Raw genomic sequence first — 14,205 nt, forward strand, 5'->3', positions numbered from 1 at the left:
TGAGGCTCGACCGGTGCGAGGAACTTGCGCTCGACCTGCCGGTGCTGACCGATGGCAACGCGCCCGCCGTGCGCGCGGCGATGCCCGATTTCGTAGCGGTCAGCAATCCGCTCGACATCACCGCGCAGGGGCTGGTCGAACCGGCCATCTATGCGCGGCTGGTCACCGCGCTGCAGGCGGACGATCGCTTCGGCTGCATCGTCACGGGCATCATCCAGACCGACGCGACGACGATCGGCATCAAGCTGCCGCCGCTGCTCAGCGCGGTCGAGGGCGGCGAACGCACCAAGCCCGTGATCTATGCCAGCCTCGACGAAGGCACGGTGCTGCCGCCCGACATCCTGCACAGGCTGCGCATGGCGGGCGTGCCGGTCTTCCCCAGCACCGAGCGCGCCTTTCGGGCGATCGCGCGGCTGGTGGCGCTCGGTCAGCGCGACCTCACCGAGCGCGCGCCCGATCCGCTGCCGCTCGACCCGCCGCTCTGGCGCGGGGTCATTCCCGAGTATCAGGCCAAGGCGCTTCTCCAGCCTGCGGGCGTTTCCTTCCCGCAGGGTGGCTTGGCCGCAACCGCCGAAGAGGCGGCAAAGATTGCCGCGCGCATCGGCTATCCGGTGGCGATCAAGGCCCAGGCGGCGGCGCTCGGGCACAAGAGCGATGCGGGCGGGGTGATCCTGAACCTCGCTGACAAGGCCGCGCTGCTGTCCGCGTGGGACCGTCTCCATGCCAATGTCGCGGCCTATGACGCGAGCCTGGCGCTCGACGGCGTGCTGGTCGAGGCGATGGGCAGGCGCGGGCTCGAACTCATCGTCGGCGCGAAGCGCGACGCACAATGGGGTCCGGTGGTGCTGGTCGGCTTTGGCGGCGTGACCGCGGAACTGCAGCATGATGCGCGGCTGATCACGCCCGACATGACCGAGGCGGCGATCGTCGCCGAACTGGGCAGGCTCAAGAGTGCCGCATTGCTGCACGGCTATCGCGGCTCGCCCGCGCTCGACGTCCCGGCGGTCGCCCGGCTCGCGATGCGGATAATGGATATCATGACCGGCACGCCCGAAATTTCGGAAGTCGATCTGAACCCCGTGATCGTCTATCCGCAGGGCGAAGGCGTCGTCGCGCTCGATGCATTGATTTACACGCACTGAGCGGCTCACCGGTCTTCAGGACCGGGAGCACATGACGGCGGGAGGGAGAGGATTATGGCTGCATCGCAGCAGGGGATGACGGCAGGCGATCCGGCGGAGATCATCGATTCCGGGCCGATGTCGGGCTATCAATGGTCGATCGTCGCGACGATGGTCGCGCTGAACGCGCTCGACGGGTTCGATGTCATGTCGATCAGTTTCGCCTCGCCCGGCATTTCCGCGGCCTGGGGCATCGATCGCGGCGTGCTGGGGCTGGTGCTGTCGATGGAACTGGTCGGCATGGCGCTCGGATCGCTCACGCTGGGGCGGCTTGCCGATACCGCCGGACGCCGCAACACGATATTGCTGTGCCTCGCGCTGATGACCGTCGGCATGCTCGGCGCAGCGAGCGCCGGCGGCGTGATCTCGCTTTCGGCCTGGCGCGTGCTCACCGGGCTGGGAATCGGCGGCATGCTTGCCGCGATCAACGCAGCTGCGGCCGAGGCCGCCAATGCGCGCTATCGCCCGCTGGCGGTGGTGGTGATGGCGGGCGGCTATCCGGTCGGCACCGTGCTCGGCGGCCTCGTCGCGACGCAGCTTCTGCAGCATTACGAATGGCAGTCGGTCTTCCTGTTCGGCGCGGCCTGGTCGGCGCTGATGATGGCGGTCACCTGGTGGCGCGTGCCCGAATCGATCGCATTTCTCGCCAGCCGCCAGCCCGAAGGCGCGCTGGAGCGGATCAACCGGACGCTCCGGACCATGGGCCATGCAACGGTCAGCAGCCTTGTCGCCCGGACCAGCCAGCCGGGCCGCGTGCCTCTGTCTCGACTGTTCGCGCCCGAATGGATCAAGGTCACCGCGGCGATGACGCTCGCCTATCTCGGCCACATCATGACCTTCTATTTCGTGATGAAATGGATCCCCAAGATCGTCGCCGATCTCGGCTATCCCCCGGCAGAGGCCGCAGGCGTGCTCGTCTGGGCGAGCATCGGCGGCGCGAGCGGATCGCTGGTGCTCGGCCTGCTCACGCTGCGCCTGCCAGTGCGCAGCCTGACCATCGCGGCGATGCTGGTGTCGTGCGTGCTGGTGGTGATTTTCGGCATGGGCCAGCCCGATCTGGCGCGGCTGTCGATGGTCGCGGCCGCCGCCGGCTTCGTCACCAATGCCGGGGTCGTCGGCCTCTATGCGCTGGTGGCGACGGGCTTCCCGGTCGCGCTGCGCGCCTCGGCGACCGGTTTCGTCATCGGCGTCGGCCGCGGCGGATCGGCGCTCGCCCCCGCGCTGGCGGGCCTGCTGTTCGCGCTGGGCTATGGCCTGCCGGTGGTCGCCTTGCTGATGAGCCTCGGCTCGGTGCTCGCCGCCGCTGCGCTCCTGATCGGCAACAGGCGGTCGCGCGAGCCCTAGTCGGTAACGGAAAGCGCCTGGCTGGCCTTGCCCCAGTCGCCGATCGTGCCGCTGGCAAGGTCCAGCACGGCGCCCGGATCGGCCAGGGTGAAGCCATTGGCGGCGGTCAGCGTCTGCAGATCGTCCCAGGTCACCGGGACCGCGATCGGAGCGCCGGCCCGCGCGCGTACGCTGAAGGGCAGCACCGCGGTCGATCCGCGCCGATTGCGCATCCAGTCGATGAATATCCGCCCCTTGCGCCGCGCCTTCGACATCGAGGCGGTATAGCGGCGCGGCTCGGCCTGTTCGAGCGCCTGGGCAAAGCTCTTGGCGAACCCTTCGGTCACCGCCCAGTCCGCACCCGGGTCGAGCGGCGCGATCACGTGAATGCCCTTGCCGCCGGTCACCATGGGGAAGGTGACGAGGCCCATATCGGCGAGATGGTCGCGCATCTGCTGGGCTGCAGCGACGATATCGGAAAAGCTGATGCCCTCGTCGGGATCGAGATCGAACACCAGCCGGTCGGGATGCTCGATATCGTCCGCGCGCGATCCCCAGCCGTGAAACTCGATCCCGCCCATCTGGACGCAGCGCAGGATCGCTGCCTTGTCGCCCAGCACGAAGACCGGATCGGTCGAGCCATCGGCCTCCTCGATCACCAGCGAGCCGATTTCCTTGCCCCAGCCTTTCTGCACATGCTTCTGGAAGAAACATTGCTCGGTGATCCCTTGCGGGCAGCGGAGCAGCGCCACCGGGCGGTTGGCGATGAAGGGCAGCATCAGCGGGGCGGCGGCCTCGTACCAGCTCGCGAGATCGCCCTTGGTCGGGCCGTCAGCGCCGAACAGCGGCCGGTCGGCATGGGTGATGCGGATCGACGGCTGCGGCGCGATCCAGCCTGCAGGTTGGTTCATCTCGATCTCCCCGGTGACCTCGGATGCGGGCTTGTCGCCGCGCAGGCCGATAAAGCTCGCATGGCGCAGCACCCCGTCATGCGTATATTCGGCATAGCGCACCTCCGCGACCAGAACCGGATCGACCCATTGGGGTTTGCCGGTCACGGCCTTGGCATCGGCAATGGCGGGCTCGGTCCGGGCGAGATCGGCCAGGTGCGCCTGCAATTCTTCCGACGTTTCGGTATCGAAGCCGGTGCCGACGCGCCCCTTGTAGACCAGCTGGCCGCCTTCGTGCTGGCCCAGCAGCAGCGAGGCAAAGGGTCGTCCGCGCTTGGCGCTGGCGATCCAGCCGATGATCACGAACTCCTCGCGGCGCTCGACCTTGATCTTGAGCCAGGCGTCGCTGCGTTCGCCGACATAGCGGCTCGAGGCGCGCTTGGCGATCACGCCCTCATAGCCCTTGTCCACCATCGCCTGGAACAGCGCACGTCCGTCGCGCTCGATATGGTCGGAATAGAAGATCGGCGGGTCCACCCGCTCGAGCAGCGCAGCGAGCCGCTGCTTGCGCTCGGCCAGCGGCCGCTCCGTCAGGTCCTCGCCATCGAGCGCGAGCAGGTCGAACGCGAAATAGCTGAGCGGCCCGCCCGATTTCAGCGCGCGCTGCAAGGCGGAGAAGCTGGGGCGGCCGTCTTCGTCCAGCGCCACGATCTCGCCGTCGATCAGCGCCGAGGCTGCGGGCACTTGCGCCATCGCATCGAGCACCGACCGGAACTTGTCGCTCCAGTCGAGCCCGGTGCGCGTCCAGCCGACCGCACCCTTCGCGCCCAGACCGACCAGGCAGCGATAGCCGTCATATTTCACCTCGAACAGCCAGTCGTCGCCGCCGGGCAGCTGGTGCACGAGCGTTGCCAGCATCGGCGGATGGAAGCCGGGCAGGGGGCGCTTGCGGCGTGCCCTGGCCGCACCGGACCCCGATCGTTTCGACTCCGCCACGACCGGCGCGGTGCCAGAGGCGATCTGGTCCATCGTCCGCCCGGTCTTGACGCTGGTCAGCGCGCGCTCGACCAGCACATCGCCCTGGCCAGCCTCGCCATCCTCGACCTTGCGCAGCAACCAGTTCTCGCGTTTCTCGCCCGCGCGCGGCTTCATCCGGACGAGTATCCACTCGCCGCGCATCCTCTGGCCATGCGCGATGAAATGCAGATGGCCCTTGTCGATGTCGCTCGCGCTCTTGCCGGGCACAGGCTCCCAATGCCCCGTATCCCACAGCATCACCGTCCCCCCGCCATAGGCGCGCGCAGGAATGACGCCTTCGAAATCGGCATAGGACAGGGGGTGGTCCTCGGTCCGGACGGCAAGCCGCTTGTCTTGCGGATCGATGCTGGGGCCGCGCGTCACCGCCCAGCTCTTGAGCACGCCGTCCGCCTCGAGCCTCAGGTCCCAGTGCAGCCGGGTGGCATCGTGCTTCTGTACCACCAGCATGGGCGGCTGCTTGCCCTGGCGGCGAACGGTCGCAGCGTCGGGCTCGGGGGTGCGGGCGAAGTCGCGCTTCGCGGCATATTCGGCAAGCGGATCGGGCGTGCGATCCGCCATGGTCAGCCAACCTTGCGCCTGGGCGCGGATTTGGCGGCAGGCTTTTTCGCGGAAGCGCGCTTCGCCGCCGGCTTGGCGTCGCTGGCACCGGCGGATTTGGCGCTGACCGATTTCTTGAGCGCGGCCATCAGATCGATGACATTGCCGCCTGCGGGCGCTGCCGGTTCGTCATCGGGCGTGACGCGCTTGCCCTTGTTCTTCATCTTCGTGTCGATCAGGTCGCGCAGTGCATCGACATAGCGATCGTGAAACTCGCCAGCATCGAACGGCGCGGTCTTCTTGTCGATCAGTGCCGTGGCCAGTTCGAGCAACTCGTCATCGGGCTTCTCGTCGCCGATCTCGCGGAAATAGGACGTCGCCTTGTTGACCTCGTCGGCATAGCGCAGCGTTTCCATGATGATGCCGCGACCGCAGGGGCGAAGCGCGACGATATATTCGCGGCCGCGCATCGCCAGCTGCCCCAGGCCGACCTTCTTCGCCTGATCGAGCGCCTCGCGCAGGACGATGAACGCCTCTTCGGCAAGATCGTCGGCGGGGACCACGAAATAGGGCTTTTCGTAATAGAGCACGGGAATGTCGTGCAGCGACACGAACTGCGTCAGCTCGAGCGTCTTGCGGCTTTCGAGCCGGACAGCCTCGATCTCCTTCTCGTCGAGCAGCACATAGCTGCCCTTTTCGTATTCGAAGCCCTTGAGGATATCCGCCGGCTTGACCGGGCCGATGCCGGGAACGGTCTTTTCGTACTTGATCGTCTGGCCGCTCGGCTCGTGAATCTGGCGGAAGCGGATTCCTGCGCCGCTCTTGGTCGCAGGGTAGATTTCGACCGGGATCGATACCAGCGCCAGGCGAATCTGGCCTTTCCACGATGGGCGGGCGGGCATGGCAGTCCTCCTTGCAAGGACACGGCGCGGAGCGATGGCGGGTCCTGCGGGATTATTCTCCAGCGCGCGAATGGTTCCCCGATGCGCTCCATTCGGCCGCCGCTAAGGCGACACTTGCATAGGACATATTGCGTCGGCGCAAACGCGACGATGGTGCGGCTCCACAGAAGGAGACAGGACATGGCGCAGAAGGGCGCGGGCGGAAATCCCGGAGCGATCACCAAGAAGGGCGGCGATGGTGCCAGCGGCAGCACCGGCACCGGGCGCGGCGGCGGCAACAACGCGCGCGGAAAGCAGTCGACCGGCCAGACCAAGGGCAATGACAAGCGCAAGGAGCCCGGCGGCAAGGACGCTGAGTGATGACGGATCGTCGCTGCGATGCCGACCGCAGCGACGATGGCATAAGATAACATAGATCATTTTTCTGCGCGCCGACTTGTGTGAGGAGGGGCGATCGGCAGGAGATCACACGCGCCTTGTCGACCGAGAGTGAACTTGCTCCCGCGCAAAATGATGATGGGAGCCTTGCTTGTTAGATCACCCAATTCTGGCGCGCATGGTGCGCAAGATGGAAACGCGCGCCAAGCTCGACGATTCGGACCGCGAGGCCTTGCATGCGTTGCGCTTTCAGGAGCGGGTCTATGAGGCGGGGGCCTATCTGGTCCGCGAAGGCGAGCTGCGCGAACATTGCGCGCTGATCCTGGAAGGCTTCGCATACCGGCAGAAGCACACGATCGACGGCGCACGGCAAATCGTCTCGTTCCACGTCGCGGGAGATTTCGTCGATCTCGAAGGCGCGCTGCTCCGCAGGGCAGACCATAGCCTGCAGATGCTGACCCGATGCCGGATCGCGGAAATTCCGGTGGCCACGATCTCGGCGCTTGTCGAGGCGCATCCCAGGGTCGGCAAGGCGCTTTGGGTCGATACGCTGATCGATGCCTCGATCTTCCGCGAATGGATCATGAATGTCGGGCGCAGGCCCGCCCGCCAGCGGCTCGCGCATCTCTATTGCGAGCTCGCCAAGCGGCTGAAGCTTGCAGGACTGGGCGACGAGAGCGGATATCGCATGCCGATCACGCAGGATCAGCTGGCCGATGCGACCGGCCTGACCCCCGTGCATGTCAACCGCAGCCTCAAGGCCTTGGAAATAGACGGCCTGATCATCCGCCAAGGTCGGCTGGTAGTCATTCCGGACTGGGATCTGCTGCGCGAATGCTCCGATTTCAGCGAGCTATACCTTCATCTCGATCAGACTGCCTGACCCTCGGCCCGCGATCGCTTCGCCAGCAGGTCGAACTCGACCGCATCGTGGGCGCAGAACAGCCTGACGGTCTCGTCGGTGCTGGCGACCAGATGGCGCAGCTTTGCCTGGTTCCGCAGCCTTGCCGTGCGGTCGACCTCCATCATCGCCTGATAACCGCGCAGCCCCGGCGGGCAGGCATAGCCGCTCGCGGCCATCTCGCCGCGATGGAAATAGGCGTCGCCTGCATGCAGCATCCATCCGCCGGGCTCGCGGATCGCAACGCCGGCATGGCCCCAGCTATGCCCCGTGAGCGGTATCAGCAATATCTCGGGCGGCAGCCCCTGGAGATCGCGCACGCAGTCGAAGCCGAACCAGCGTTCCCCCCCCGCCGAGCGGGTAGAGCGACCAGTCGGCGACCTCGTCCCATTGCTGCGGGCGGTAGCGCCGCGTGCCGACAAAGCGTCCGCCCTGCTGCTCGTCTGCCACCGCCTTCTCGCAGGCCGTGACGTGCACCGTGGCATGAGGAAAGTCCTCGATCCCCCCGGCATGGTCGAAATCGAGATGCGTGACGATGATGTGGCGGACATCGGCCGGATCGAAGCCGAGCCGGCGGATCTGCGCAATGGCGGTTTCCTCCGGGCGCAGCTGGATATTGTTGAGCGCGCGGAAAAAGGCCGACAGCCGGCGCGAGGGATGATCGACATCGCGCGTGCCGAAACCGGTATCGACCAGGATCAGCCCCGCATCGCTCTCGATCAGCAGGCAATGGCACACCAGATGCCCGAAGGCGGCGTCACTGGTACCGTCGAAAAGCCGCCCGCCGGCGGGGCAGCAGGTGCCGCAATTGAGATGGTGGATCTTCACTGCGTGCCATCCTTTGTCGCATGGGGGTTCAGTCGCGCCGCGGTGTCGCGGTCGATGCCGGGCTGCTTGCGCGCGGACCACAGCCAGGCCCCCGAAACCAGTCCTGCAAGCGCGACGAGGAAGCCCCCGCGGTACAGCATCAGCCGGTCTTGAGCGGGAACGGTCCTGGATGGGGTGCGGCGCCAATGGGCCATGATGCGGTCTCCTGGGTTGCAGCGATTGATCTGGCTTCGGGCTGATGTAGGAGGGTGGCGCGTCCGTTCGTCCGTCGCCCTAACACAGGTGTCCGGTTCATTCGGCGGGGTGGCCGGGGCGGCGCGATTCGAGGTCGAAGCGGTCGCCGGCACCCAGCACGTGCATCACCACGTCATGGATGGAGAGCACGCTGTCGCGCCGGGCCTCGGCGATGTTGGAGCGTGAGACATGTCCCGCATCGACGATGGTCACACCGCCCGAGCCGATCACCGTGCACAGCCTGCCTTCGACGACGATCGCCGTGTCCTCGTCAAGACCGATGCCCAGCAGCCGGGGATTGTGCGCCACTGCGCCCAGCAAACGCCCGATGCGGCCGCGCTCGGCGAAATGCTGGTCGATGATTACCCCGGAAATGAGGTTGAGGCCGGGCGCCATCCGCACATCGCCGATCCGATCCGTTTCGCGGCCGCTGCCATAGACGAGCATCACCTCGCTCTGCATCGAGGCGCCCGCAGAGGTGCCGGCGATGACCCCGCCGCGCGCATGCAGCCGGTGGATCTCCGTCTCCAGTGGCGTGTCGCCGATCTGACTGGCGATGCGCAGCTGATCGCCGCCGGTGAAGAATATTCCGCCTGCATCGGCGATCGTCGCGCGCATGGCTTCGTCATCGGCCTGGCCGCGATTGTCGAGATACAGCTCGATGACATCACGCACCCCCAAGGCTGCGAAGGCGGCCTGATAGGCCTCGAAATAGGGCTCGGGGTTCTGGCTCGCCACGGTGGCGACTACCAGCCGGCCGCCGTTCAGTCGCTCCGCGACCGCCTTGAGGATGACACGCTTGCCATCCTTGTCTTCATGCCCGCCGATCGCGATCAGCGGACCTGGTTTATCCGTCATGGCTTGTTCCTTCGTGGACAGCGGAGCGCTCCGGATCACGCGCGTCGGCAAAGGCCTGAACCCGCGCGAAAATGGCGTCGACATCGGTCGGGGTGAGGACCAGGACGTCGCCTGGACGGACGTGGCGCAGACCGAAATCGGTCGCATCTGCCTCGTTCACGAAACAGCGGACCGTTGCCGGGTCCTTGCCCGCGGCCAGCGCGCCCTCGACCATCAGTGCGTTCATCGTTCCTCGCTCGCGACCGCGCCCATCGGCCCCTTCGCGAAACAGGATTTCGTCGAACATGCCTGCAGCCTGTGCGCCGACGTCGCGCAGATCGCTGTCCCTGCGATCGCCGGGCAGGCCGACCATGCCGATCAGCCGTCCCTTGCCGCGATAGCGATCGAGCACGCGGGCGAGCGCGTTTAGAGCTGCGGGATTGTGGGCGTAATCGATGATGACGGTGACACCATGCGCTTCGACGATGTTCAGCCGCCCCGGCGAATCCTCGAACGAGGCCTGGAAGGAGCGAAGCCCAGCGGCAATTGCCGGGATGTTGATGCAGTGCGCGGCGGCCATTGCCGCGGCTGCGAGCGCGTTGAGGATGTTGAACTCAGCAATCCCGCCGAGCGTGGCAGGAATATCGCGGATGTCGGCCACCTTCTGCCGCTCGCCTGCATGGATGCGGACGATCGTCTGGTCGATGTTGAGCATCGCCATCCCGCCATCGGCGACATGCGCGTTGATCGGCGCCCGCTGCAGCGCGGCAGCATCGTTCGAGAACCAGACCACCCGCCCGCGGCAATGGCGCGCCATGGCGATGGTCCTGGGATCGTCGGCATTGAGCACGGCGGCCCCGCGCCGTGACACGGCTCGAACCACGACCGATTTTACCCTGGCAAGATCGCGCAGGCTGTGGACACCCCTGCTGCCCAGATGGTCTTCGCTGACATTGAGCACCGCGCCGACATCGCACAGGTCAAAGGCCAGCCCCTCGCGCAGCAGGCCACCGCGCGCGGTCTCGAACACGGCTGCATCGACGACAGGATTGGGCAGCACGCGGCGCGCGCTCTTCGGCCCGCTGGCATCGCCCGACACCTGCCTGCAATCGTTGATATAGACTCCGCTGGTCGAGGTGAAGCCGACCCTGTAGCCGGCTTCGCGCAGGATACGCGCGAGCATGCGGACGGTGGTGGTCTTGCCATTGGTGCCGGTGACGGCGAACACCGGGATGCGGCTGCTCCTGCGCCTGGGAAACAGCGAGGCGATGATCGGCCGCGCGACATCGCGCGGGGAGCCTTCGGACGGGGCTAGGTGCATGCGCAGCCCCGGCGCCGCATTGACCTCGACGATGCCGCCTCCGGCCTCGTACAGGCTGCGGCCGATATCCGGCGACACGATGTCGATCCCCGCCACGTCCAGCCCGATCGCCAACGCTGCCTGCTCGGCGATCGCGGCATTGTCGGGATGAACCTCGTCGGTCCGGTCGATCGCGGTTCCACCGGTCGAAAGGTTGGCGGTGCCTGCCAGCGCAACATGCTCGCCCGGCAGGGGGATGCTGTCGATCGAGCGGTTCTGCAGCGCCAGACAGGCATGCAGGGCATCGTCCAGACCGATCCGCGTCAGCACCGCCTGATGCCCGTCGCCGCGCCTTGGATCGGCATTGACGGTATCGATCAGCTTGCGGATGCTGTCCCTGCCGTTGCCGACGACATGCGCAGGGACGCGCTCGGCCACCGCGACCAGCTTGCCGCCGACCACCAGAAAGCGGTGATCTGTCCCGGTCAGCATCTGCTCGATGATCACGGACCGGCTGATGCTGCGCGCCGCATCGAACGCGGCAAGCAGCATGGCGTTGTCGCCGACATGGGTTGAAACGCCGCGGCCATGATTGCCGTCGAGCGGCTTGACCACCACCGGCCATCCCAGACGCCGCGCGGCGGCAATTGCCGAGGGCCGATCGCGAACGACCTCGCCGCGGGGAACGGGAAGGCCGATATCGCCCAGCAACCGTTTGGCCGCGTGCTTGTTGGCAGCCAGTTCGGCGCCGATCAGCCCGGTCCTGCCTGTGACGCTGGCGCGAATGCGCTGCTGGCGACTGCCCGTGCCGAGCTGGATCAGGCTCGCCTCGTTGAGCCGCGTGACCGGAATTTTCCGGCGGCGCGCCTCCTCCACCAGCGCTGCGGTGCTCGGGCCCAGGCCGTGCGTTGCCACGAGCTTGCGCAGCGCGGCGATCAGCGCGGGCAGGTCGGATGGCAGCGGCGGCTCCGGCCTTGCCACCCGGTCCAGCCCGTGCAAGCCCTGCAGCGCAGGCGGCAAGAGGCGATGGACCAGCTCCATCGCCGCCCGCCCGGCGGCAAGCCCGCTCACTTCATCGGCATAGCTGTAGAGGATGTCGTAGACGCCGGGCTGGCGCTTGACCGCCCGGGTCTTGCCGCGCGTGACAGCAGCGCCTGACTGGGTCAGAAGCTCGATCGCGACATGCTCGATCACGTGCCCAAGCCAGGTGCCCTGTTCGAGACGTCGCACGAAGCCGCCCGGCTGGCCGAGATTGCAATGGTGCTCGGACAGACCCGGCAGCAGCGCGACCAGCGCAGCGGCAAAGCCGTCGAGCCGGTCGGTTGGCCATTGCTCCAGCGCTCCCAGATCGAGCCGGATGCGGATCATCGGGTGCATCCCGTAGAGATGCGGCCCGCGATAGATGCTGCGTTCGATGACACGCATCGGGGTGGTCAGGCCGCGTCGCGGTCGATGATCACCGCGACGGCGGCAATCCGGTCGACCTCGGCATATTCCGCCGTCTCGAGCTCATCGCCGAATATGTCCGAGTCCATTTCGTAATAGGTGAGCGTGCACCCGTTAGGCAGTTCATGGGCCAGCGCCTCGTGCAGGCCATCGCGGCCCTGCACGATAGCCACCCCGGTATGCATGATGAACCGCCCGCCCGGAGGCAGCATCCGTGCCCCGGCGAGCGCCCAGTCGAGCGAGAGCCGGGCGCCATGAAGGTCGCCGCCGTCGCGATAGGCACGCTGCTGGCTGTCGATCATGAACGGCGGGTGGGTGACCATGAGATCAAGGGCCTGGTCGATCTCCTCGGGCGCGCCGACATGCAGCACGCGGTGATCGACCCCCGCATGTTCGGCGTTGATCGATGCCAGGAACAGCGCCTTGGGGTTGATATCAGCGATTGCCAGCGTGGCGCCCGGTCGCTCCAGCGCGGCGATGATGCCACCCACGCCCGCGCCCGCGCCATAATCGAGAATGCTGTCGACGCGTCGGGGCATCTCGGCCGTGATCAGATGCGAAAAGCGCAGGCTGTCGGGGCCGAGGAACACGGCATCGGCGGCGGTGGTCGGATAGGCGGAGTGCAGGAACAATTGCCCCCGGACCCGCGAGGCGCGCATCTGCGGCTCCAGCAGCCCGTCCTCGCGCGGGCTGAGCAGGCCTGCATCGACCAGTGCTGTTTCCATCGCGCGATCCAGCAGCCCCGGCATCACCGGCAGGCTCCAGCCGAGAACGTCCACGAGGTTGCCCGCCAGCTGGCGCCCTGGACGCGTTATGACGCGGCGATGCGTGGAAGGGGTGGGCGCCACGAAGTCATAGCCTTGCTGTTCGAGCGAAGCCAGGATCGCCAGCAATTGCCGGCGATGTTCGCCGCACAAGGTGGCCGGTTCGGTGGAAGCTTGCGGATCCAGGGGCTGCGCCCTCGTCGTCGTCATTGTCGTCTGCATGGATCGTCCTCGTTCGATCGCCGGCGACAGGCGCGGCGGTCGGGCCGGCACGCCCGCCGCGGGGCCACGGAACGGCAAGGAACGGCGCAAAGGTTCGTTCCGGAACTTAGCGCGGGTTAAGCATTTCGGCCTCCCGGGCCCAGTGGCCGCGAGCCCGCCCATTCCCAATCAAGGTTAGGGAATGCGCCCATGCTTCCAGCTAGAGAGGGGTGCCAAGGAAACGCGCCGACCATCCATGCCCGCCCAAACAGACCATCTCGAGGGGTTCAGCACGCTGATCCGCGCCACCGGACGACCGGTACGCTTCAGACGCCACCAGCATATCGCGCGGAGCGGAGAGCATGCCGATGCGGTGCTGCTGATCGTCGAAGGCTGGGCGGCGCGATACAGCCCGATGCCCGATGGCGGTCGCCATATCTCGCATTTCTATCTCCCCGGCGATATCTGCGATCTGGGCTGGCTGGTGGCGCCCACGGTCCGCCAGACCGTCAGCGCGCTGACCCCGATCAAGGCGCTGGCGATCGACTGTCAGGCGTTGCAGCAGCGCATGGGCGACGATCTGGCGCTGGCGCACAGCGTCGCGGTCGATTCGCTGCACCGGCTGGACAGCCAGACCGAATGGATGGTCACGCTGGGCCGCCGCTCCGCGGTGCAGCGGCTAGCGCGATTGCTGCACGATCTGTACCTGCGGATCGAGCATCGCGGGCGGGCGGACCGCGGCGCATGCGCTCTCCCGCTGTCGCAGCAGCATCTGGCCGATTTCACCGGCCTGTCCGCCGTGCATGTCTGCCGGACGCTGCGGCAGTTGAAGGATCTGCGCCTTATAGACTTTCGGCGCAGGCAGCTGATGATCCCCGATCTGGCTGAGCTGGACGCCCGAACCCGCTAATTCGTTAGCCTTGATCAAGTCTGGCGATCATCGACCGAAAAGCCGGGAACGATCGTCCCGCACGCGGCGTCGGCAGCGTAGCTCGTTCGATGGAGATACCAGCATGAAGAACCTTACCATGATCCTGTGCCTGCCTGCGCTGGCGCTTGCCACGGCCTGTACCCAGGAAAGCAGCGACCAGCAGGATGCCACCCAGGAAGACGGCATGACCACGGACGGCACGATGGTCGTGCCGGAAGAAACCCCCAGCACCAATGGTCAGGGCACCGCCGGCACGATGGACAGCAGTACCGGCCAGAACGGGACCACCACCGAGGATGATGCCATGAACGGCAGCACGATGGACAATGGTTCGACCAGCGGCGGTTCGCAAAGCGGCACCAGCTCCTCGGGCACCAGCTCGTCCGGTACCGGCACCACCGGATCGAGCGGCAACACTGCGGCTGCAAGCAGCAACGGCACCACCACGACCGATCAGAACCGGCCGCCGCGCTGACGGCCCGGGCTGGTCCATCCGCCAGCCCGTTTGATGCGT

14 protein-coding genes are annotated in these 14,205 nt (G+C 66.8%); 6 read left to right on the forward strand and 8 right to left on the reverse strand.

All coding sequences use genetic code 11. The features are described from left to right. Positions 1–1,142: acetate--CoA ligase family protein (locus DM995_RS19490; RefSeq protein WP_198669513.1), on the forward strand; the 1,142-nt coding region annotated here is incomplete at its 5' end. 54 nt (positions 1,143–1,196) lie between these two features. After that, positions 1,197–2,525 carry an MFS transporter gene (locus DM995_RS19495; protein WP_232824573.1) on the forward strand — a complete coding sequence of 443 codons (1,329 nt, stop codon included), beginning with the start codon at positions 1,197–1,199 and terminating at the stop codon, positions 2,523–2,525. On the opposite strand, the gene ligD is transcribed toward DM995_RS19495, so the two are convergent. Then, positions 2,522–4,990 carry a DNA ligase D gene (gene ligD, locus DM995_RS19500; RefSeq protein ID WP_116970743.1) on the reverse strand — a complete coding sequence of 823 codons (2,469 nt, stop codon included), beginning with the start codon at positions 4,988–4,990 and terminating at the stop codon, positions 2,522–2,524. The genes DM995_RS19495 and ligD overlap by 4 nt on opposite strands. Before the next feature lie 2 nt (positions 4,991–4,992). Continuing rightward, positions 4,993–5,871: a non-homologous end joining protein Ku gene (gene ku / locus DM995_RS19505; RefSeq protein WP_116970744.1), complete on the reverse strand. Its 879-nt coding sequence runs from the start codon at positions 5,869–5,871 to the stop codon at positions 4,993–4,995. 180 nt (positions 5,872–6,051) lie between these two features. Here ku and DM995_RS19510 point away from each other — a divergent pair, with 180 nt between their 5' ends. Next, the gene (locus DM995_RS19510) at positions 6,052–6,231 is read left to right on the forward strand and encodes a hypothetical protein (protein ID WP_023838716.1); all 180 of its coding nucleotides are present in this window, start codon (positions 6,052–6,054) and stop codon (positions 6,229–6,231) included. 169 nt (positions 6,232–6,400) lie between these two features. Continuing rightward, on the forward strand, positions 6,401–7,132 hold the full coding sequence (locus tag DM995_RS19515; protein WP_232824574.1) for a Crp/Fnr family transcriptional regulator: 732 nt from the start codon (positions 6,401–6,403) through the stop codon (positions 7,130–7,132). Here the strand turns inward: DM995_RS19515 and DM995_RS22005 are convergent. From DM995_RS22005 to DM995_RS19535, 6 genes are all read right to left on the reverse strand, one after another. Beyond that, positions 7,120–7,437, reverse strand: a complete 318-nt coding sequence (locus tag DM995_RS22005; RefSeq protein WP_198669514.1) for an MBL fold metallo-hydrolase — start codon at positions 7,435–7,437, stop codon at positions 7,120–7,122. The two genes, DM995_RS19515 and DM995_RS22005, sit on opposite strands and share 13 nt — an antisense overlap. Then, the gene (locus DM995_RS19520; protein ID WP_198669515.1) at positions 7,412–7,978 is read right to left on the reverse strand and encodes an MBL fold metallo-hydrolase; all 567 of its coding nucleotides are present in this window, start codon (positions 7,976–7,978) and stop codon (positions 7,412–7,414) included. Before DM995_RS19520 ends, DM995_RS22005 begins: the two co-directional genes overlap by 26 nt. After that, entirely contained in the window at positions 7,975–8,172 is a 198-nt protein-coding gene (locus DM995_RS21465) for a hypothetical protein (protein WP_157973370.1), read from the reverse strand. The genes DM995_RS19520 and DM995_RS21465 overlap by 4 nt, the downstream gene beginning before the upstream one ends. 97 nt (positions 8,173–8,269) lie before the next feature. Continuing rightward, positions 8,270–9,121, reverse strand: a complete 852-nt coding sequence (locus tag DM995_RS19525; RefSeq protein WP_232824575.1) for a cyanophycinase — start codon at positions 9,119–9,121, stop codon at positions 8,270–8,272. After that, positions 9,060–11,774, reverse strand: a complete 2,715-nt coding sequence (gene cphA / locus DM995_RS19530) for a cyanophycin synthetase (protein WP_116970746.1) — start codon at positions 11,772–11,774, stop codon at positions 9,060–9,062. The genes DM995_RS19525 and cphA overlap by 62 nt, the downstream gene beginning before the upstream one ends. 8 nt (positions 11,775–11,782) lie before the next feature. Then, positions 11,783–12,943, reverse strand: a complete 1,161-nt coding sequence (locus tag DM995_RS19535; RefSeq protein WP_116970747.1) for a methyltransferase — start codon at positions 12,941–12,943, stop codon at positions 11,783–11,785. Between the two features lie 73 nt (positions 12,944–13,016). Here DM995_RS19535 and DM995_RS19540 point away from each other — a divergent pair, with 73 nt between their 5' ends. After that, positions 13,017–13,670 (forward strand): Crp/Fnr family transcriptional regulator, encoded by a 654-nt coding sequence (locus DM995_RS19540; protein WP_198669516.1) that lies wholly within the window; start codon positions 13,017–13,019, stop codon positions 13,668–13,670. 103 nt (positions 13,671–13,773) lie between these two features. Next, positions 13,774–14,166 carry a hypothetical protein gene (locus DM995_RS19545; RefSeq protein ID WP_116970749.1) on the forward strand — a complete coding sequence of 131 codons (393 nt, stop codon included), beginning with the start codon at positions 13,774–13,776 and terminating at the stop codon, positions 14,164–14,166. The last annotated feature ends 39 nt before the right edge of the window (positions 14,167–14,205 follow it).

This window comes from Blastomonas sp. UPD001, assembly GCF_003426715.1.
Taxonomy (GTDB): domain Bacteria; phylum Pseudomonadota; class Alphaproteobacteria; order Sphingomonadales; family Sphingomonadaceae; genus Blastomonas.